Origin of the sequence: Klebsiella ornithinolytica NBRC 105727 = ATCC 31898, from assembly GCF_001598295.1 — a bacterium.
GTDB lineage: Bacteria > Pseudomonadota > Gammaproteobacteria > Enterobacterales > Enterobacteriaceae > Klebsiella > Klebsiella ornithinolytica.
This window is the reverse complement of record NZ_BCYR01000004.1, coordinates 173,586-192,018: the sequence shown is the minus strand read 5'-3', so window position 1 is coordinate 192,018 and position 18,433 is coordinate 173,586. Positions and strand designations below refer to the sequence as shown.

Annotated in this window: 18 protein-coding genes; 4 read left to right on the top strand and 14 right to left on the bottom strand. The window is 57.3% G+C overall.

Translation table 11 applies throughout. The features are described 5' to 3' along the window. The first annotated feature begins 9 nt into the window (after positions 1-9). Positions 10-765, top strand: coding sequence for an HTH-type transcriptional regulator UlaR (ulaR, locus tag ROR01S_RS10765; RefSeq protein WP_004128109.1), 756 nt, complete (start codon positions 10-12; stop codon positions 763-765). On the opposite strand, the gene yjfP is transcribed toward ulaR, so the two are convergent. Then, entirely contained in the window at positions 762-1,478 is a 717-nt protein-coding gene (gene yjfP, locus ROR01S_RS10760) for an esterase (protein WP_064359455.1), read from the bottom strand. The two genes, ulaR and yjfP, sit on opposite strands and share 4 nt — an antisense overlap. A gap of 209 nt (positions 1,479-1,687) precedes the next feature. On the opposite strand from yjfP, the gene bsmA reads away from it, so the two are divergent. Together bsmA and yjfN are read left to right on the top strand one after the other, a co-directional pair. Continuing rightward, positions 1,688-1,996 (top strand): biofilm peroxide resistance protein BsmA, encoded by a 309-nt coding sequence (bsmA, locus tag ROR01S_RS10755; RefSeq protein ID WP_004857084.1) that lies wholly within the window; start codon positions 1,688-1,690, stop codon positions 1,994-1,996. A 141-nt stretch (positions 1,997-2,137) separates the two neighbouring features. Further along, the gene (gene yjfN / locus ROR01S_RS10750; protein WP_004857081.1) at positions 2,138-2,413 is read left to right on the top strand and encodes a DUF1471 family protease activator YjfN; all 276 of its coding nucleotides are present in this window, start codon (positions 2,138-2,140) and stop codon (positions 2,411-2,413) included. Here yjfN and ROR01S_RS10745 read toward each other — a convergent pair. After that, positions 2,404-4,041 (bottom strand): isovaleryl-CoA dehydrogenase, encoded by a 1,638-nt coding sequence (locus tag ROR01S_RS10745; protein WP_004857079.1) that lies wholly within the window; start codon positions 4,039-4,041, stop codon positions 2,404-2,406. The genes yjfN and ROR01S_RS10745 overlap by 10 nt on opposite strands. 196 nt (positions 4,042-4,237) lie before the next feature. Here ROR01S_RS10745 and ROR01S_RS10740 point away from each other — a divergent pair, with 196 nt between their 5' ends. Then, entirely contained in the window at positions 4,238-5,536 is a 1,299-nt protein-coding gene (locus ROR01S_RS10740) for an MFS transporter (protein ID WP_004857076.1), read from the top strand. Between the two features lie 81 nt (positions 5,537-5,617). Here the strand turns inward: ROR01S_RS10740 and rlmB are convergent, their stop codons facing one another. From rlmB to hflK, 12 genes are all read right to left on the bottom strand, one after another. Beyond that, positions 5,618-6,349 carry a 23S rRNA (guanosine(2251)-2'-O)-methyltransferase RlmB gene (gene rlmB / locus ROR01S_RS10735; protein ID WP_004857074.1) on the bottom strand — a complete coding sequence of 244 codons (732 nt, stop codon included), beginning with the start codon at positions 6,347-6,349 and terminating at the stop codon, positions 5,618-5,620. Positions 6,350-6,482: 133 nt separating this feature from the next. Next, the gene (locus ROR01S_RS10730; protein WP_064359454.1) at positions 6,483-7,259 is read right to left on the bottom strand and encodes an ABC transporter ATP-binding protein; all 777 of its coding nucleotides are present in this window, start codon (positions 7,257-7,259) and stop codon (positions 6,483-6,485) included. Further along, complete coding sequence (locus ROR01S_RS10725; RefSeq protein WP_004857068.1) at positions 7,259-8,029, bottom strand: ABC transporter permease; 771 nt, start codon at positions 8,027-8,029, stop codon at positions 7,259-7,261. Before ROR01S_RS10725 ends, ROR01S_RS10730 begins: the two co-directional genes overlap by 1 nt. Next, positions 8,026-9,033, bottom strand: a complete 1,008-nt coding sequence (locus ROR01S_RS10720) for a taurine ABC transporter substrate-binding protein (RefSeq protein WP_077266794.1) — start codon at positions 9,031-9,033, stop codon at positions 8,026-8,028. Before ROR01S_RS10720 ends, ROR01S_RS10725 begins: the two co-directional genes overlap by 4 nt. A 74-nt stretch (positions 9,034-9,107) precedes the next feature. Next, the gene (cuyB, locus tag ROR01S_RS10715) at positions 9,108-9,815 is read right to left on the bottom strand and encodes a cysteate racemase (protein ID WP_004857060.1); all 708 of its coding nucleotides are present in this window, start codon (positions 9,813-9,815) and stop codon (positions 9,108-9,110) included. Beyond that, on the bottom strand, positions 9,808-10,824 hold the full coding sequence (gene cuyA / locus ROR01S_RS10710; protein WP_004857057.1) for a D-cysteate sulfo-lyase: 1,017 nt from the start codon (positions 10,822-10,824) through the stop codon (positions 9,808-9,810). Before cuyA ends, cuyB begins: the two co-directional genes overlap by 8 nt. A gap of 321 nt (positions 10,825-11,145) precedes the next feature. Next, positions 11,146-13,602, bottom strand: a complete 2,457-nt coding sequence (gene rnr, locus ROR01S_RS10705) for a ribonuclease R (protein WP_004857054.1) — start codon at positions 13,600-13,602, stop codon at positions 11,146-11,148. Between the two features lie 38 nt (positions 13,603-13,640). Continuing rightward, entirely contained in the window at positions 13,641-14,066 is a 426-nt protein-coding gene (gene nsrR / locus ROR01S_RS10700) for a nitric oxide-sensing transcriptional repressor NsrR (RefSeq protein ID WP_004857051.1), read from the bottom strand. 227 nt (positions 14,067-14,293) lie between these two features. Further along, entirely contained in the window at positions 14,294-15,592 is a 1,299-nt protein-coding gene (locus ROR01S_RS10695) for an adenylosuccinate synthase (RefSeq protein WP_004857049.1), read from the bottom strand. A 102-nt stretch (positions 15,593-15,694) separates the two neighbouring features. Continuing rightward, complete coding sequence (locus ROR01S_RS10690) at positions 15,695-15,892, bottom strand: DUF2065 domain-containing protein (RefSeq protein WP_004857046.1); 198 nt, start codon at positions 15,890-15,892, stop codon at positions 15,695-15,697. A gap of 218 nt (positions 15,893-16,110) precedes the next feature. Continuing rightward, positions 16,111-17,115 (bottom strand): protease modulator HflC, encoded by a 1,005-nt coding sequence (gene hflC, locus ROR01S_RS10685; protein ID WP_004857043.1) that lies wholly within the window; start codon positions 17,113-17,115, stop codon positions 16,111-16,113. Positions 17,116-17,117: 2 nt separating this feature from the next. Next, the gene (gene hflK / locus ROR01S_RS10680) at positions 17,118-18,374 is read right to left on the bottom strand and encodes an FtsH protease activity modulator HflK (RefSeq protein WP_004857040.1); all 1,257 of its coding nucleotides are present in this window, start codon (positions 18,372-18,374) and stop codon (positions 17,118-17,120) included. Positions 18,375-18,433 lie beyond the last annotated feature (59 nt).

Genomic DNA, 18,433 nt, shown 5'->3' with positions numbered 1-18,433 from the left:
GATTTGCTCATGACGGAAGCGCAAAGACATCAAATTTTACTGGATTTGCTGGCACAAACGGGATTTGTCACCGTGGAGCAGGTGATTTCCCGGCTGGGAATTTCTCCGGCAACGGCACGACGCGATATCAATAAACTCGACGAAAGCGGTAAGCTGAAAAAAGTCCGCAATGGCGCTGAAGCCATCAGCGAGCAGCGCCCGCGCTGGTCGCCGATGAACATTCACCAGGCCCAAAACCACGACGAGAAAGTACGCATTGCGCGGGCGGCTTCGCAACTGGTTAACCCGGGCGAAAGCATCGTCATCAACTGCGGCTCTACCGCATTCCTGCTGGGGCAAGAGCTGTGCGGTAAGCCAGTACAGATCATTACTAACTATCTGCCGCTGGCCAATTACCTGATCGACCAGGAACACGACAGCGTCATCATTATGGGTGGACAGTATAACCGTAGCCACTCCATCACCTTGAGCCCGCAGGGCAGTGAAAATAGCCTGTATGCCGGGCACTGGATGTTCACCAGCGGCAAAGGGCTGACCGCCGAAGGGCTATATAAAACCGATATGCTTACCGCGATGGCCGAGCAAAAAATGCTTAACGTCGTTGGCAAACTCGCGGTGCTGGTAGATAGCAGCAAAGTTGGCGAACGCGCCGGAATGCTGTTCAGCCAGGCCGGGCAAATCGACCTGGTGATTACCGGAAAACAGGCGGATGAAGCGATCCTCAAGCAGCTTGAGGATCAGGGTGTTCAGGTCATTCGCGTTTAAAGGCTGCGCTGAAAAAATGCCACCGTCGCCGCTAACGCCTCCGGCGTTATCCGGTGGCGAACCCCTTTTTGCCAGATGCAGGTCAGGTGAGTATCCAGATCGTTTTGCCGCAGCGCCTGCTGGAGCCTGAAGGTACCTTCAGGCGGCACCACGTCATCTTCCTCGCCGTGCCAGAGCAATAGCGGTCTGTTGGCCAGCGTGCTGAGCTGCTGAGTGACATCCCACTCAGCCAACCGTTCGGCACTGACGGCAGGCGAAGGGAACAGGCTCTGCGAGAGCCGGGTAAAATAGCCGGAGCCCATCAGACAAGCCACGCTTTTTAGTTCCGGATGGTGGGTCATTATTCCCAGCGCCGTCATGCCGCCCATTGATGCCCCGGCGACCGCCAGACGATCCCCTTCAACCCAGCCCTGCCCGATAACCGCCTCGCGCAAGGCCGGAAACTCGGCAAAATTTTGCAGTAAAATCGGCCAGAAGCGCTGCATTCGTCCGCGATCATCGCCATCGTAACGTGCGCCATGCTCTGGCGCATCGGGCATAATGACCCGAAAACCGGCTTCCGCCAGCGCTACGGCGAAGTAGCTGTACACCAGCTTTGAGGAGGTAAAGCCGTGATAAAAGATGATGCAGGGCAATGGCTTATCCAGTGCATACTGCGGGCAGGCATGTAGCACTTCGCCCCCCGCCAGACGACGTATTTCGAGAGCAATCATTGACCATCTCCTTTCACTAAAATGAGGGTATGTCATAGGCTGACATATTCAGCAAGAAACCAGGTTCGCCATGATTCATAATGTTGAGAACTCGGTTACGCTTTCACGATATTTTCATTCGAAAATCGCGTCAGAGATAACACTTCGGGAACATTCCCCGGAAATGACATTCAGGCTACCACTACACTATGACTATCAGGAAACGAGATATGGTTATGCGCAGGTTAACACCGTGGTTTCTGGCTATCGCACTGAGCGGTTGTAGTGCCCTGCAAGGGACGCCAGAAGCGCCACCACCCGCAACCGACCATCCGCAAGAGATTCACCGTAACCAGACGACAGGGCTACAAAAAATGGGGACGGTGAGCGTGTTGATGTACGGTTCGCCGATGGATGTCGAAGCGGCGTTGAAAGCGAAGGCAGAAACGGCTAAAGCGGATTACTACGTCATCATCATGATTGATGACACCATGGTTCCCGGCCAGTGGTATTCGCAAGCGATTCTGTACCGTAAATAGCGGTACACCGTCTTTTAGCCAGCTTTACACTGCTTTGCGTCCATTCACGTTCTCCTGTGCATAATAACGTTCGGCCAGCCAACCTGGCAGGACGTTAGCAACGGACTGCCCTCGGGACTACGTGAAATGGAGCTGACGACGATGAAACGATCTTTTACCCTACCCGCTCTGCTGCTGACCACAGCGACAGCAAACACCTGCGCACAGTCAGCGGAATTCGCCAGCGCGGACTGCGTCACCGGCCTCAATGAAATTGGCCTGATCTCGGTCAATAATATTGCCGGCAGCCAGCAGGACGTCGAGCATGCCATCGCCGTAAAGGCCGATGAACAAGGCGCATCGTGGTATCGCATCGTACAGATGTACGAGGAGCAGCAGCCGGATAACTGGCGAGTCCAGGCCATTCTTTACGCCTGAGGCGCCTGACGTCCACGCCCCATCGCACGTAGCAGTAAATCCTCCAGCGTCGGCTCATCCAGCCGCATACCGCCGCGCGTGTCGAGCATCATGCGACACCAGGCCTCCGCCAGCGGCGGCGAGGCGTAGCGTAGCATCTGCGCACCGACGCCGAGCATATAAACCCGGCGGGCTATCTCTCTACCCTGCTCTTCCGCAGGCCGCCGTAGCAGCTGGTGCAACTGCCGCCACGTACGGTCGAAATGGCGATTCTGCCCCTTCACCTCTGCGCACTCCGCCGCCAGCAGCTCCAGCGCCGCCGGATGTTTACCGAGTACCCGCATCACGTCCAGACACATGATATTGCCTGAGCCTTCCCAGATACTATTGACCGGCATCTCACGATACAGGCGCGGCAGCTCGCTCTCTTCACAGTAGCCAATCCCGCCCAGCACCTCCATCGCCTCTGCGACGAACGGAATCCCGGATTTGCAGATGGCAAACTTCGCCGCCGGCGTAAATAAGCGTGCCCAGAGGACCTCTCTGGCGTCATCACGGCTATCCCACGCCCGCGCCAGACGGAATAGAAAGGCGGTCTGCCCTTCAAGGCGCAGCGCCATCTGGCCCAGCACCTGACGCATCATCGGCTGATCGACCAGATTCTTACCGAATGCCTGGCGCTGCAGCGCGTGATAGAGCGCCACCGAATAGGCCCGACGCATTAAGGCGTGGCTGCCGAGCGCGCAGTCGAAACGGGTGAGCCCGCCCATTTTGAGGATTTGCCGAACGCCATCGCCCTCTTCACCCACCAGCCAGCCGCAGGCTTCAACGAATTCGACTTCGCTGCTGGCATTCGAGCGGTTGCCGAGCTTATCTTTCAGCCGCTCCAGATGCAGCGCATTGCGCTGACCGTCGGGAAGCAGACGGGGCACGAAAAAGCAGGAGAGACCTTCCGGCGCCTGAGCGAGAACCAGGTGCGCATCGCTTTGCGGAACCGAGAAAAACCATTTGTGACCGACCAGATGATAAAAGCCTTCGGCAGTTTTTTCCGCCCGGGTGGTATTGATCAGGACATCAGATCCCCCCTGCTTTTCCGTCATCCCCATGCCAATTAGCACCCCACGTTTCTGAGCGCCCGGCGCCAGATGCGGATCGTAGCGGTCGCTCAGCAAGGGGGGCAGCCAGTCGCTAAAAGGTGTGGGTAGCGCCTGCTGTAACAGTGGCGTAGCCGCAAAGGTCATGGTGACCGGACACAGCGTCCCCGCTTCCACCTGCGCATGCAGCATAAAGCGGGCGGCGCGCGCGACAAAGGCGCCTGCGCGGGCTTCCTCCTGCCAGGCAAGGTTATGTACCCGGTTGGCACACAGCCCCTGCATCAACAAGTGCCAGGCAGGGTGAAACCGGACATCATCAAGCCGGCTACCGGTCGCATCGTAGCGCAGCAGCTCCGGCGGATTACTGTTCGCCAGTCTCCCCAGCTCCAGCGACTCCGCCGCCCCCAGCTGTTGGCCGATACTGGCCAGTAAATCACTGTCCCATCCGGCCCCTTCGCGCGTTACGGCTTCACGCAGCGCACTATCCGACAGAAATAAATTGCTGTTCATCAGCGGCGCAGGCTGATTGAACACGGTATGCGTTTGCCAGGCCATACTGTCTCCTTGCGTCATTGGCATTACTATTCAGTATGGCTACCCTCACCGGACATCGCCCGCGAGTCCGGTCACAAATAAACCATCTGCCCCTTCGTGAAGCCCATCACAGCCACAAGAATTTTAAATTTCATAATAGGAAATGTATGGAATAGTTTATTCATTTGTAACTTTTTTGCTCATATCAGGATGATTTATGCAGACCGTAACAACCACAATGGGCGCGCATAAACGCGCGCTGATCGCCGGCTCTATCGGCAACTTTATTGAATGGTACGAGTTCGCGGTATATGGCTTCCTGGCGACGGTTATCGCCCGCAACTTCTTTCAGCTTGCAGGGGAAGCGCCGCTGACCGGCCTGATTCTGACCTACGCGTCGTTCGCGATCGCTTTCTTCTTCCGCCCGTTAGGCGCCATTATTTTTGGTCGGATCGGCGATCGTATTGGCCGTAAGCCCACGCTGATTATCGTGCTGGTAATGATGACCCTGGCGACGACAGCCATTGGCCTGGTGCCGGTTTATGCCAGTATCGGGATTGCCGCACCGCTGATTCTGACGGGACTGCGCATTCTTCAGGGCCTGTTTGCCGGCGGTGAGTATGGCGGCGCGGTATCGCTGATGACCGAGTTCGCCCCACGCGGCAAACGCGGGCTGTATGGCGCCTGGCAATCCTTTACCGTGGCATTAGGGCTGCTGGCGGGGGCGGGCATCGTGGCGTTGATTTCAGTCGTTCTGAGCCCGGAGGAGCTGTACGCCTGGGGCTGGCGCCTGCCCTTCTTCCTCGCCATACCGATGGGTGGCGTGGCGCTCTGGCTACGGGTGAAGATGGAAGAGACGCCGGGCTTTCTCCGTCAGCAGAAGCAGCAACAACAGTATCCGCAGCCCACGGCGAACGTCGGCCAGACGCTGAAGGCCATTCTGACCGGCATTGGCCGCCTGATGGTCTGGTCCGCTGCGGGGTACACCTATCTGGTGATTATGCCCGCCTATCTGCAATCCTCGCTGCATACCGGTTTTAATCAGGCATTGCTGATTGCGGTGATCTCCAATATTGGTTTCGCCATGACGATTCTGCCCGCCGGGATACTTAGCGATAAATGGGGACGCCGCAACGTGATGGTGGTTGCCGCCGTGCTGCTGCTCATTCTGGCGCTCCCGCTGCTGAAAATTCTGCAGGCGGAATCCAGCACGCTGCTGGTAAAAGCGCTGGTCGTGTTGGTGGCCGGGGGATTAGTCGGCATGCTGGCGGGCCCAGGACCCGCGATGCTGTCAGAGATGTTCCCGACCAAAGTACGTTACACCGGGCTTGGGCTGGCGTATTCACTGTCGAACGCGATTTTCTCGGGATGCGCAGGGCTGATTATCACCGGTCTGATTAAGCAGACGGGGAACCTCGATATTCCGGCTTATTACGTGATGGCAACGGCGGTGGTGAGTATTTTCGCGCTGATGACGCTGAAGAAAAACGACCATTTGCGGTCGCTGGATGAGTGACAAAATTGCCCGGCGGCGCAAGCTTGCCGGGCCTACGGTTCTGGAGGCCGGGTAAGGCGCAGTCGCCACCCGGCAAACATATCAGCTACGCTGGCGCACCGCTTCAAACAGGCAAATCCCGGTCGCGACAGAAACGTTCAATGAAGAGACGCTGCCCGCCATCGGGATACTGATTAACTCATCGCAATGTTCACGGGTCAGACGACGCATCCCTTCCCCTTCCGCCCCCATGACCAGCGCCATCGGGCCGGTCATTTTGCTCTGGAACAGGGTATGGTCCGCTTCACCCGCGGTGCCGACGATCCAGACATTCTCTTCCTGCAGCAGGCGCATGGTGCGCGCGAGGTTGGTGACGCGGATCAGCGGGACATTTTCCGCCGCGCCGCAGGCCACTTTTTTCGCGGTCGCGTTCAGCTGGGCGGAACGGTCGCGCGGTACAATCACCGCGTGTACTCCGGCGGCATCGGCGCTACGCAGGCAGGCGCCGAGGTTGTGCGGATCGGTGACGCCATCGAGGATCAGCAGGAACGGCTGCTCAAGCGAGGCAAGCAGGTCCGGGAGATCGTTCTCCTGATACTGACGTCCCGGCTTCACCCGGGCAATAATCCCCTGATGCACGGCACCTTCGCTTTTCTCGTCAAGAAACTGACGGTTAGCCACCTGAATCACCACGCCCTGCGCTTCCAGCGCATGGATCAGCGGCAGCAGGCGTTTATCCTCGCGGCCTTTCAGAATATAAACTTCCTGAAAACGCTCTGGAGCGCGCTCGAGCAGGGCCTGCACCGCGTGGATGCCGTAAATCATTTCACTCATTAAAGGTACTCATCTGGGGCGGTATGCGCCGGGTTAATTGGGCCGTGAACCACTTCACTTGCGCCTATTATAACCGACATAGCGTTCAAATCGACTCTTGTCCGATTAAACTGCCCGCCGCCGGGCGTCGCGTTTAACCTAAATGCCGTTTTGCCTCCTGGCGCACCCGGTGCAAAACGTGATGCTTAATCTCGCTGTAGCGCGGGTGTTCCGCCAGGGTTCCGATATCCCGTTCGCGGTCGAAGGGCAGGATAATCTCTTCGACAATTTTTCCCGGTTTCGCTGACATAATCAGAATGCGGTCGGCGAGAAACAGCGCCTCTTCGACATCGTGCGTCACGAACAGCAGCGTGGTGCCGGTCGAAAGCCAGGCCTCGCGCAGCAGCTCCTGCATCATCAGCCGGGTTTGCGCATCCAGCGCGCCGAATGGCTCATCCAGCAGCAGCACCTCCGGGCCGGGTAGCCAGGCGCGCGCCAGCGCCACGCGCTGTTTCATGCCGCCGGAGAGCTGCCAGGGGGCATGATGCTCAAACCCTTTCAGGCCCACGCGCCCCAGCCAGTCCAGCGCCCGCGCGTTGACCTCCTGTTTGCGGTATTTGCCCAGCCGCGGGCCAAAGGTGACGTTATCCAGCACCGACAGCCACGGGAACAGATTCGGCTGCTGGAAAATCATGCCGCGATCCGGCCCCGGCGCGCGTACCGGTTTGCCGCCCGCCGCCACACGCCCCCGGTCCGGTTGGGTAAACCCGGCCACCAGGTTGAGAATGGTAGATTTCCCGCAGCCCGAAGGGCCGAGCAGAACGACAAACTCCCCTTTATTCAGCGACAGGCTGATATCCTCAAGCACCGTGAACGGCTGCGGCCTGGCCGCAAAAGAGAGCGAGACATTTTCCAGCGTGATGGCGCTCATTATTCTTTCCCCGCCCAGGGCACAAACAGGCGCTGTAGCCCCAGCAACAATAAATCCAGCAGATAGCCAATGCCGCCCAGCAGCAGAATGCCAAGCATGACGATGTCGGTACGCAGATAGGAGCTGGCGTTAATCACCATCCAGCCCAGGCCCGAACTGGCCGCCACCATCTCCGCCGCAATCAGCGAGGTCCAGCCGATACCAATTGACAGCCTGACGGTGGTGAAGAGATCGGGGAGCGCATCCGGCAATACCACCCGCAGGAAAATTTGCTTACGCGAAGCGCCGAGGGTTTGCGCCACGCGAATGCGCGAGCGGCCAATCCGCTCGACGGCGGCAGAGGCTCCGACCACCACGCTTAAAAAGGTGGCGATAAATATCAGGAAGAATTTAGAGGCTTCGCCGATCCCCAGCCAGACCACGGCCAGCGGGATCAGGGCGATTTTAGGCAATGGACGCAGGAACTGCACAAACGGGTTTAACACGGCGGCGAGGCCATCCGACAGCCCCATCAGCAGCCCCAGCGGAATGCCGATGATAATTGCGACCGCAAAGGCGCTGAGGGCGCGCGCGAGGCTCACCGCGATATGCTCCCACAGCGGCACCTGACGATAGCCATCCGCCAGCAGCTCTTCGGTGGTGAGGCCGATATCCGTCAGGGAAGGCAGCAGCAGCGGGTCGACCCACTGCCGCGTCGCCGCCACCTGCCAGACGATAAAAAAAACCGCCACCGAGACGATGCTGATAGCGATATGTTGGCTCAATCTCATTGCGCGGCTACCGCCGCTTCGCGGATATAGCGTGAATCAATCGCAGCATCCCAGTTCGCCGGAATATCGCGTTTGCGGATTTCACCAATCCCCGCGAGGAAGCCGGAGGTTTTACTCAGCGCTTTGCCGATCCCGCTATCGGAGGTTTGCGTCCCGTTACCCAGCCATGCCGCCGTCCCTTGTTGGCTCAGCGTGGGGTATTCCAGGCCGCCAAGCGTATTCGCCGCGGTGGTCACCGGGGCACCAACTTCTTTCGCCACGATAGCCGCTGCGCGCTCCGGGTCTTGCTTAAATTCGTCAACCTTTTGCTGGTGAACGCGCAGGAAGGCGGTCACCACCTGGGGATATTGCTCGGCAAAGGCTTTACGCACCACGTAGTTGTTGTAAATCAGGTAGCCATCTTTTTGCAGATCTTTGGTGGCGAAGACCTGGTGTCCGCCGGAGGACTCCAGCTCCTGGGCAAACGGCGCCCAGACGTAGCCGGCATCGATATCGCCGCGCTTCCAGGCCGCGACCATATCGGCCGGACGCAGCGGCAGCAGGGTGATCTTACTGCGATCCAGTTTGTTGACCTCGATAGCGGCTTCCAGGGCGTACTGCGCCGTCGAGTTCGGTGGATAGGCCACGCGCTTGCCTTCGATATCTTTAAGGCTGCTGATGCCCTGTTTGCCAATCAGCCGCTCATAGCTGGCAATGACGCCGGAGACGCCAATAATCTCCACCGGCAGTTTTCTGACAATCCCCGCCGCTGCCGGGCTGGATCCAAAATTAGCAATATCGATCGCATTGCTGGCGAAATAATTTAACGCATCGGCGCCAGAGGCAAACTGCACCCACTTCACTTTACTGTTTAACGCTTTATCCAGAGAGCCGTCGGCCTTCGCCAACATTAATACCTGAGAGCCGCCGCTATAAGCCACCCGGACTTCGGCCGGGGTATCGGCAAAGCTGACATTGACCCATAAACTACCCGCTGCAAGGAATAAGCAGAGAATTTTTTTCATTATATTTACCCTTCGAAAGTTCGGAAATTTCACGCCCGGATAAAGAACCGGACTCAATCATATTCAGTGAGATTTTAACGGGCTTGCCATAATTGCGAACATCGCTCGGCCAGCGCCTGGGCCGGATCGAACGTCAGGTCATTAAACGGCGCCTTCACCGCCGCAAGCGCGACGGGAACCTCGGTGCAGGCCAGAATCAGCTTTTGCGCGCCGCGTGTGAACAGCGCGTTGGCCTGGCGCACCAGCAGCTCGCCCCCCTCTTCCAGCGCACCGCGTTTGACCGCGTAACAGCCGGGGACAAACCAACGGGCCAGCTCCTGCTCCGTCGGTTCAACCACCTCCACCCCCTGCGCCGCTAGCTGGCGCTGATACCAGCCCGCCTCCAGCGTGCCTTGCGTGGCGATAATCCCCACCCGCTGGGGTTTGTCCGCCTGCTGCGCCAGCGCGGCTATTGCCGCATCAACGATGTGCAGAATCGGGGCATCGCTCACCTGACTGAGGGCGTCATACCAGTGATGCGCCGTATTACAAGGGATGGCGATATGGCTGGCCCCGGCCTGATTGAGTTTTTCAATACCATGGATAAGCTGCGGCAGCGGCGATGGCCCGCTTCCCGCCAGCGCCTTTTGTCGGTCCGCGATCTGCGGGACGTTCCACACCACCGAAGGGATCTGCTGCCGATCGTTCTGCGCCGGCGTGGCGTCCAGCAGGCGCCGCTGAAAGTCCAGGGTGGCGAGCGGCCCCATCCCTCCCAGCACACCAAGCAGAAACGGTTTAGTCATGGCGGGTCTGCGCCTCTAACAGCTGGCGGTAGCCGAACAGTCCGGCAGAGCCGCCGGTATGGATAAAGACCACGTTCTCATCCTGACGAAAGTGGCCCTGACGAATCAGATCGATAAGCCCGGCCATCCCTTTCGCGGAGTAGACCGGATCCAGCAGAATGCCCTCGTGGCGTGCCAGCAGCGTCAGCGCTTCCAGCGTTCCCGCGGTGGGCAGACCGTAGCCCTCGCCGACATAATCGCTATTGGCTACCACGGCGCTGCGCGGTAGCTCGCCCGCCACGCCCAGCAGGTTGAGCGTTCTCACCGCCAGATGCCAGACGTTCTCTTCCTGCTTCGCCTTCGGCGCGCGCACGCTGATGCCCAGCACCGGAACGTGGCTGTTGGTCGCCGTAAAGCCCGCCACCAGCCCTGCCTGAGTACCGGTGCTGCCCGTGGCGTGAACCACGTGATCGATGCGCAGGCGTAGCTGAGATGACTGATACAACAGCTCTTCGGCGCAGGCGACATACCCCAGCGCGCCGATAGGGTTAGAGCCGCCGCCGGGGATGATATACGGTGTGTGTCCTTGTTCACGCAGCGTGGCGGCATACTCCTCCATCGCCTGCTGCATATCGCTGCCGCCCGGCAGATGAGCAACGATCTCCCCACCCAGCAGCTCATCCAGCAACACATTGCCGGAGCGTTGATAATCCTCGCCAAAATCCGTCACCCGCTGTTCCAGCAGCGCTTTAGCCTGCAGGCCAAGACGCGCCGCGCCGGCAATGGTCTGACGGACATGGTTAGACTGCGTGGCTCCCTGGGTAATCACCACGTCCGCGTTTTTCGCCAGCGCATCCGCCAGTAAAAATTCCAGCTTGCGGGTTTTATTTCCCCCGCTCGCCAGGCCGGTCGCATCATCGCGCTTTATCCATATTTTTGGCCCGCCTAATAATTTCGACAAATTATCCAGCGGCTCAAGCGGAGTCGGGAAATGACCAAGTGACACACGGGGAAAACGGGCCAGATGCATATAGATTCCTTGCACATAAAAAGGGGGTGATGCGAAAGTAAAATCCACTATACACAGTGAGAAAATATGGCTAATCAAAAAGAATAAATAACGATTGCTGAAAACAGACTAAGCAGGAAACAGGCGGGGAAAGGAACAATATCTATTCTGTTGTGGAATGACTTACGGCAAAAAAGAATAACCCCCTCCGGCTGGAAGGGGTTATATACCCGTCATACTTCGGGCTGTCAGGACGCTGGCGCCAGGCATTTCCCCGGCCACATTGTTATCGATGTGGCCGGAGCTTCCCGGCACCCCAAATGATTGAGGGGCCGGAGGCGCTTACTCAGCGACTTTTTTCTTCGCCGCGCGCTTCGCCTTCGTCGCCGCCGCTATTTTTTGCGTCTTGGCCGACGGTTTTTTCGCGCCCTTCTCTTTCTTCGCTTTCGCTGGTTTCGGTTTGCCCTTATCACCACGGAACGCGCTGTCTGGCTCGAAGTTCACCTGTTTGCCGGCCTGACGGCGACGGCCGGACGGTTTGCCGGCATTATTGCTGGCGCCGTTAGCCTTCTTCGTCTTCTCCCGGGCGGTCTTGCCGACGTTACGCGGTCCACGCTCGCTGGAGATCAGCGAGAAGTCGATTTTACGTTCGTCCATGTTGACCGCTTCCACGCGGACTTCCACGCGATCGCCCAGACGATAAGTCTGGCCGCCCGACTCACCGATCAGACGTTGCCCGACCTGGTCGAAACGATAGTAGTCGTTATCCAGCGAGGAGACGTGCACCAGACCATCGATAAACAGTTCATCGAGACGCACGAAGAAACCAAAGCCGGTCACGCTGGCAATCACACCTTTAAAGACGTTACCCACCTGATCCAGCATAAAGTCACACTTCAGCCAGTCGGAGACTTCGCGGGTAGCTTCGTCGGCACGACGTTCGGTCATCGAACAGTGTGCCCCCAGCTGCAGCATTTCATCCATGCTGTAGTGCCAGCCGCCGGTTTCGGTACTGTTGCCTTTATGGCCCTGCTCTTTCGCCAGCAGGTACTTAATCGCACGGTGCAGCGACAGGTCCGGGTAACGACGAATCGGCGAAGTGAAGTGCGCGTAAGATTGCAGCGCCAGACCAAAGTGGCCGCGGTTTTCCGGGTCGTATATCGCCTGCTTCATCGAACGCAGCAGCATCGTTTGCAGCATTTCATGATCCGGACGATCGGCAATCGAGATCAGCAGCTCAGCGTAATCACGCGGCTCTGGTTTATTGCCGCCAGGCAGCTCCAGCCCCAGCTCCGCCAGTACGGAACGGAATGCGGTAATCGCTTCGGTGCTCGGCTTATCGTGGATACGGAACAGCGCCGGCTCCAGCGCCTTCTCAACGAAGCGTGCGGCGGAGATGTTCGCCAGAATCATGCACTCTTCGATCAGTTTGTGCGCATCGTTACGCTGCGTCTGCTCAATGCGCTCAATACGACGTTCAGCGTTAAAGATAAACTTCGCTTCTTCGCTCTCAAAGGAGATCCCGCCGCGTTCTTCACGGGCGCTATCCAGCACTTTATAAAGCGCATGCAGCTCTTCAATATGCTTCACCAGCGGCGCATAGTGCTCACGTAGCTCCTGGTCACCCTGCAGCATATGCCACACTTTGGTGTAGGTCAGACGCGCGTGTGAGCTCATCACCGCTTCATAGAACTTGTAGCCGGTCAGACGTCCCTTGGACGAAATGGTCATCTCGCAGACCATGCACAGGCGATCGACCTGCGGGTTCAGGGAACATAAGCCGTTGGAGAGGACTTCCGGCAGCATCGGTACGACCTGAGACGGGAAGTAGACCGAAGTACCGCGGCTGCGTGCTTCAGCGTCCAGCGGCGTACCAGGACGGACATAGTAGCTGACGTCGGCAATCGCCACCCACAAACGCCAGCCGCCGCCGCGTTTTTTCTCGCAGTAAACAGCGTCATCAAAGTCGCGTGCATCTTCACCATCGATAGTCACCAGCGGCAGGTCGCGCAAATCCACGCGGCCCGCTTTCGCCTCTTCCGGCACCTGCTCTTTCAGCACCGAAACCTGTTTCTCTACCGCCGGTGGCCAGGTGTAAGGGATTTCATGGGTGCGCAGCGCCATGTCAACCGCCATGCCGGTGCCCATATTGTCACCCAGCACTTCGACGATTTTACCGATCGCTTTAGTGCGTCGGGTCGGGCGTTGGGTCAGCTCCACGACCACTACGAAGCCCATTCGCGCGCCCATCACCTCTTCCGGTGGGATCAGGATGTCAAAGCTCAGACGGCTGTCGTCCGGTACGACAAAGCCCACGCCGGCATCGGTGAAATAGCGGCCGACAATCTGGCTGGTTTTAGGCACCAGAATGCGCACGACGCGCGCTTCGCGGCGGCCTTTACGGTCCGCGCCCAGCGGCTGCGCGAGGATCTGATCGCCATGGATGCACATTTTCATCTGCTCGGAAGAGAGATAAAGGTCATCTTTACGCCCTTCGACGCGCAGGAAGCCATAGCCGTCGCGGTGGCCGATAACGGTGCCTTTGAGCAGGTCGAGACGCTCCGGCAATGCGTAGCACTGGCGGCGGGTAAAGACCAGCTGCCCGTCACGCTCCATGGCGCGCAGGCGGCGTCGCAGCCCCTCGAGTTGTTCTTCTCCTTCGATATTCAGTTCTGTCGCCAGCTCGTCGCGACTGGCCGGTTTTTCACGTTTTGCTAAATGATCGAGGATAAATTCCCGGCTTGGGATTGGATTCGCATACTTTTCAGCTTCGCGTTCCTGGAAAGGATCTTGTGACATGTCGGTTCCTCCGTTGTCATCTCTGATGAGAGTTTATGTCACTCCACCAGTAATAATTTATAAAGCGGTTGATTTTCTTCAACCAAATCAGCCAGCGTGTAGTTATCTAGTTCCTTGAGAAAACTTTGCGCCGCTTCAGCCAGCGCCTTTTTCAGGCGACAGGCGGGTGTAATATGGCAAAATTCGCTGCTGCAGTTGACCAGCGACAGCGGTTCCAGATCGCGGACGACATCGCCAACCCGAATGGTTTTCGCCGGCTTACCCAGGCGAATCCCCCCGTTCTTACCCCGCACGGCCATGACATAGCCAGCACGACTTAACTGATTGATTATTTTTACCATATGATTACGGGAAACGCCGTAAACCTCCGTCACTTCGGAGATACTGGTCATTCTTCCATCCGGCAACGAGGCCATATAAATCAGCGCCCGTAATCCGTAATCAGTGAAACTCGTTAACTGCACATCAACCTCAGGGTAAGGGGGAAAGCGGCATACACTCATCATTCAGGTCACTGCTGCGTTGTGCGATCGGACGCATCCTGAAAGCTTGTGTGTATTAATCCTCGGGTAAGACCGTATTGATACTGTATTGATGATAAACCAGCCAGCGCTCAGGCCGCTAATTTATTTGAAATGGGGCGGGTGAACAGCAAAAACAAGGGGCGCCTTAGCGGCGCCCCAGGAGATGATTATGCGTCAAACGGATCGCGCAGAATCATCGTCTCAGAACGGTCGGGACCGGTAGAGATGATATCAACCGGCACGCCGGTCAGCTCTTCAATGCGCGCGATATAGTTCAGCGCTGCCTGCGGCAGACCGCTGCGCGTTTTCACGCCGAAGGTGGTTTCAGACCAGCCCGGCATGGTTTCATAAATCGGCTCAATGCCTTCCCAGTTGTCAGCAGCCAGCGGAGTGGTCGTCACTTCACGGCCGTCCGGCAGACGGTAGGCAACGCAGAGTTTCACTTCTTTCAGGCCGTCCAGAACATCCAGCTTAGTCAGGCAGAAGCCAGACAGGGAGTTGATCTGCACCGCGCGACGGATCGCAACGATATCCAGCCAGCCGGTACGACGACGACGGCCGGTAGTGGCGCCGAACTCGTTACCCTGCTTGCACAGGAACTCGCCGATATCATCAAACAGTTCAGTCGGGAACGGACCTGCACCGACGCGAGTCGAGTAGGCTTTGATGATTCCCAGAACGTAATCCACGTAACGCGGCCCCAAACCGGAACCGGTCGCCACGCCACCCGCGGTGGTGTTAGACGAGGTCACGTACGGATAGGTACCGTGGTCGATATCCAGCAGCGTCCCCTGCGCGCCTTCGAACATCACGAAGTCGCCGCGCTTACGCGCCTGGTCCAGCAGATCGGAAACATCAACAACCATCGCCGTCAGAATGTCGGCAATCGCCATGACATCATCCAGCACTTTCTGATAGTCAACCGCTTCTGCTTTATAGAAGTTCACCAGCTGGAAGTTGTGATATTCCATCACTTCTTTCAGTTTGACAGCGAAGGTTGCTTTATCAAACAGGTCACCAACGCGCAGACCGCGGCGTGCGACTTTATCTTCGTAAGCAGGGCCGATGCCGCGACCGGTGGTACCGATAGCTTTCGCACCACGTGCTTTTTCACGCGCAACGTCCAGCGCGACATGATAATCGAGGATAAGCGGACAGGCTTCGGACAGCAGCAGACGCTCACGAACAGGGATACCACGGTCTTCCAGACCTTTCATCTCTTTCATCAGCGCAGCCGGAGACAGCACAACACCGTTACCGATGATGCTGGTGACATTCTCGCGAAGAATACCTGATGGAATAAGATGGAGGACGGTTTTTTCACCGTTGATTACGAGAGTATGGCCTGCGTTGTGACCACCCTGGTAGCGCACAACATATTTAGCCCGTTCAGTCAGGAGATCGACGATCTTCCCTTTACCTTCGTCACCCCATTGGGTGCCCAGTACGACGACGTTGTTACCCATTTTTCAAAATCACCGTTTGCTTAAAAATGGATTCTACCATCGCTTTTTCAGAGTTACAGCACTTTTTGCAGGCAATTCCAGGCAAGTCTGACCACTTTTTGATCAAGTCATCGATTTCGTCAACATGTAGTAGATGACAAACCCGGCAACCACAAGACCACCGCCAAAACGGCGTAATAAATTATCCGGCAGCTGGCTCATTGTCGCGACCATCCGACGCCAGGCGCGCGGATAAAGCAGCGGCCCGAGCCCTTCGAGTACTAAAACCAGCGCCAGTGCCAGCCAGATTGTTGCGTTCATTATTGACCCTTAGAAAGAAAGCGTCCCCACCCACAAGAGGCATCGACGGGAGAGCAATGCGGAAACAGACCTTTTGCGGCATTGTCCGGTATTTCACGTTCATTATGAACTGGTATCGTACAAAAAAGCCCATAACTTATTGTGTTACAAGTTATTTATAAACCCGCACCTATAAAAAAGGCGCCTTTCTCAAGGCGCCTTTTTACTCACAATATAACTTACTTGCGAACCGAATCCGGCGATTTCATATAGCGGAAGAAATCGCTGTCCGGGCTGAGAACCATCACGTCCTGATTGCTCTGGAAGCTATTCTCATAGGCGCGCAGACTACGGATAAAGGCATAGAAGCCCGGATCCTGGCTAAACGCATCGGCAAACAGCTTCGCGGCATCCGCATCACCTTCACCACGCATGATACGGCCCTGACGTTCCGCTTCAGCCAGCGTTTTGGTGACTTCATAGTCCGCCGTTGCGCGCAGCTTCTCAGCCTCTTCCTGGCCCTGTGAACGATGGCGACGGGCAACCGCTTCACGTTCGGCGCGCATACGGTTGTAAATCGCTTCGGACACTTCAGCCGGCAGGTTGATCTGCTTGATGCGTACGTCGACAACTTCAATACCCAGCGCCGCCATACTGTTCGGGTTAATAACCGGCACCTTACCGTTGGTTTCTGCCGATACGCGCTCCGCCGCTTTAGCGATAGCATCGTCGGCCGCCGGCGTACTGACTTCGTCTTCTGTGCCCGCTGAACCGGAGTTCAACGCATCACGCACTTCCAGCGTCAGACGACCGCGGGAATCGGTCACGATATCCTTCACGTCCAGGCGACCAATTTCAGAACGCAGACGGTCAGAGAACTTACGCTTCAGCAGTACTTCGGCCTGGGAGACGTCGCCGCCGCCGGTTGCCAGGTAGTAGCGGCTGAAGTCGCTGATACGCCATTTGATGTAGGAGTCAACGATCAGGTCTTTCTTCTCTTTGGTGACAAAGCGATCGGCCTGGTTGTCCATGGTCTGAATGCGCGCATCCAGCGTTTTCACTGATTCAATAAACGGGAGCTTGAAGTGCAGACCCGGAGAATAGACCAGCGGTTTGTTTTCACTATCGCGGAGAACTTTACCAAAGCGCAGCGTAATCCCACGCTCGCCTTCTTTGACGACAAAGATCGACATGTAAAGCACTACCAGCACGATGACAATTATCGCAATAACAGATTTACGCATCGTTATTCCCCCTGACGCTGGTAGTCGTTACGCTGCGCGTTAGCGCGGCGTTGGTCCATAATGTTGCCGTCCGTGGTGGTCGGCGTGGTGCTGGCACTGCTTGAGCTGGATGCAGGCGGCAGACGCAGCAGATCGCTCGCGCCACTGCTACCGCTCTTTGCCGCCGGGGCTCCGGCGCCTTTCAGCATCTGGTCCAGAGGCAGAACCATCAGATTGCCACCCTTATCGTTCACCAGCACTTTACGGGTATGGCTCAGCACTTTTTCCATGCTTTCGATATACAGACGTTCACGGGTGATTTCCGGTGCAGCTTTATACTCAGGCAGAATCTTCGCAAAGCGCGCAACTTCACCCTGCGCTTCAAGAACGGTCTGAGTTTTGTACGCACGCGCCTCTTCAAGGATACGCTGCGCCTGACCATTGGCTCGCGGCTGAACTTCGTTGGTATAAGCTTCGGCTTCACGGATGTATTGCTGCTCGTTCTCACGCGCCGCAATTGCATCATCAAATGCCGCCTTCACTTCTTCCGGCGGACGCGCCGTCTGGAAGTTGACGTCCAGCAGGGTGATCCCCATGTTGTACGGACGAATCGTCTCTTCCAGCTCACGCTGGGTATCGCTACGAATAACGGTACGACCTTCGGTCAAAATGCGGTCCATCGTGTACTTGCCGATCACGCCGCGCAGGGCGCTGTCGGTGGCCTGACGCAGGCTATCGTCCGCGCTGGCCACGCTAAACAGGTAGCGCTCAGGATCGGTCACACGATACTGGACGTTCATCTCAACGCGCACGACGTTTTCATCGGACGTCAGCATGACGCCAGAAGCCGCCAGTTCACGTACCGACTCAACGTTAACGGCCTGAACGTTATCGATAAAGGTTGGCTTCCAGTTAAGACCAGGCTCAACCAGATGGCTGAATTTACCAAAGCGAGTGACCACACCACGTTCAGCTTCCTTGATGGTATAGAAACCGCTGGCAGCCCAGATAATAACCGCGGCAGCCGCCACGATGCCGACAATGCGTCCGCCCATCGGGCCGCGTGGTCCCTGAGAGCTGCTACCGCTCCCCTGGCCCCCTTTGCCGCCACCGAGACCGCCAAGTTTTTTACTTAACTTGCGGAAGATATCATCCAGATCGGGCGGCCCCTGCTCGCGACCACCTTTATTGCCATTTCCCCCGGAGTTGCCGCCTTGGTTATTGCTGCTCCCCCACGGGTCGCGGTCCTGTCCGTTATTACCGGGCTGATTCCACGCCATGTATATGCTCCATATTTGTTTTTGATATCCCCACAGGGGTTAATATCTTCAGGCAAGCT

What these genes read in the sequence shown, in the direction of transcription:
- ulaR (WP_004128109.1), top strand. Translation starts at nt 10, where the DNA reads ATGACGGAAGCGCAAAGACATCAAATTTTACTGGATTTGCTGGCACAA.
- yjfP (WP_064359455.1), bottom strand. Translation starts at nt 1,478, where the DNA reads ATGATTGCTCTCGAAATACGTCGTCTGGCGGGGGGCGAAGTGCTACAT.
- bsmA (WP_004857084.1), top strand. Translation starts at nt 1,688, where the DNA reads ATGGTTATGCGCAGGTTAACACCGTGGTTTCTGGCTATCGCACTGAGC.
- yjfN (WP_004857081.1), top strand. Translation starts at nt 2,138, where the DNA reads ATGAAACGATCTTTTACCCTACCCGCTCTGCTGCTGACCACAGCGACA.
- ROR01S_RS10745 (WP_004857079.1), bottom strand. Translation starts at nt 4,041, where the DNA reads ATGGCCTGGCAAACGCATACCGTGTTCAATCAGCCTGCGCCGCTGATG.
- ROR01S_RS10740 (WP_004857076.1), top strand. Translation starts at nt 4,238, where the DNA reads ATGCAGACCGTAACAACCACAATGGGCGCGCATAAACGCGCGCTGATC.
- rlmB (WP_004857074.1), bottom strand. Translation starts at nt 6,349, where the DNA reads ATGAGTGAAATGATTTACGGCATCCACGCGGTGCAGGCCCTGCTCGAG.
- ROR01S_RS10730 (WP_064359454.1), bottom strand. Translation starts at nt 7,259, where the DNA reads ATGAGCGCCATCACGCTGGAAAATGTCTCGCTCTCTTTTGCGGCCAGG.
- ROR01S_RS10725 (WP_004857068.1), bottom strand. Translation starts at nt 8,029, where the DNA reads ATGAGATTGAGCCAACATATCGCTATCAGCATCGTCTCGGTGGCGGTT.
- ROR01S_RS10720 (WP_077266794.1), bottom strand. Translation starts at nt 9,033, where the DNA reads ATGAAAAAAATTCTCTGCTTATTCCTTGCAGCGGGTAGTTTATGGGTC.
- cuyB (WP_004857060.1), bottom strand. Translation starts at nt 9,815, where the DNA reads ATGACTAAACCGTTTCTGCTTGGTGTGCTGGGAGGGATGGGGCCGCTC.
- cuyA (WP_004857057.1), bottom strand. Translation starts at nt 10,824, where the DNA reads ATGCATCTGGCCCGTTTTCCCCGTGTGTCACTTGGTCATTTCCCGACT.
- rnr (WP_004857054.1), bottom strand. Translation starts at nt 13,602, where the DNA reads ATGTCACAAGATCCTTTCCAGGAACGCGAAGCTGAAAAGTATGCGAAT.
- ROR01S_RS10695 (WP_004857049.1), bottom strand. Translation starts at nt 15,592, where the DNA reads ATGGGTAACAACGTCGTCGTACTGGGCACCCAATGGGGTGACGAAGGT.
- ROR01S_RS10690 (WP_004857046.1), bottom strand. Translation starts at nt 15,892, where the DNA reads ATGAACGCAACAATCTGGCTGGCACTGGCGCTGGTTTTAGTACTCGAA.
- hflC (WP_004857043.1), bottom strand. Translation starts at nt 17,115, where the DNA reads ATGCGTAAATCTGTTATTGCGATAATTGTCATCGTGCTGGTAGTGCTT.
- hflK (WP_004857040.1), bottom strand. Translation starts at nt 18,374, where the DNA reads ATGGCGTGGAATCAGCCCGGTAATAACGGACAGGACCGCGACCCGTGG.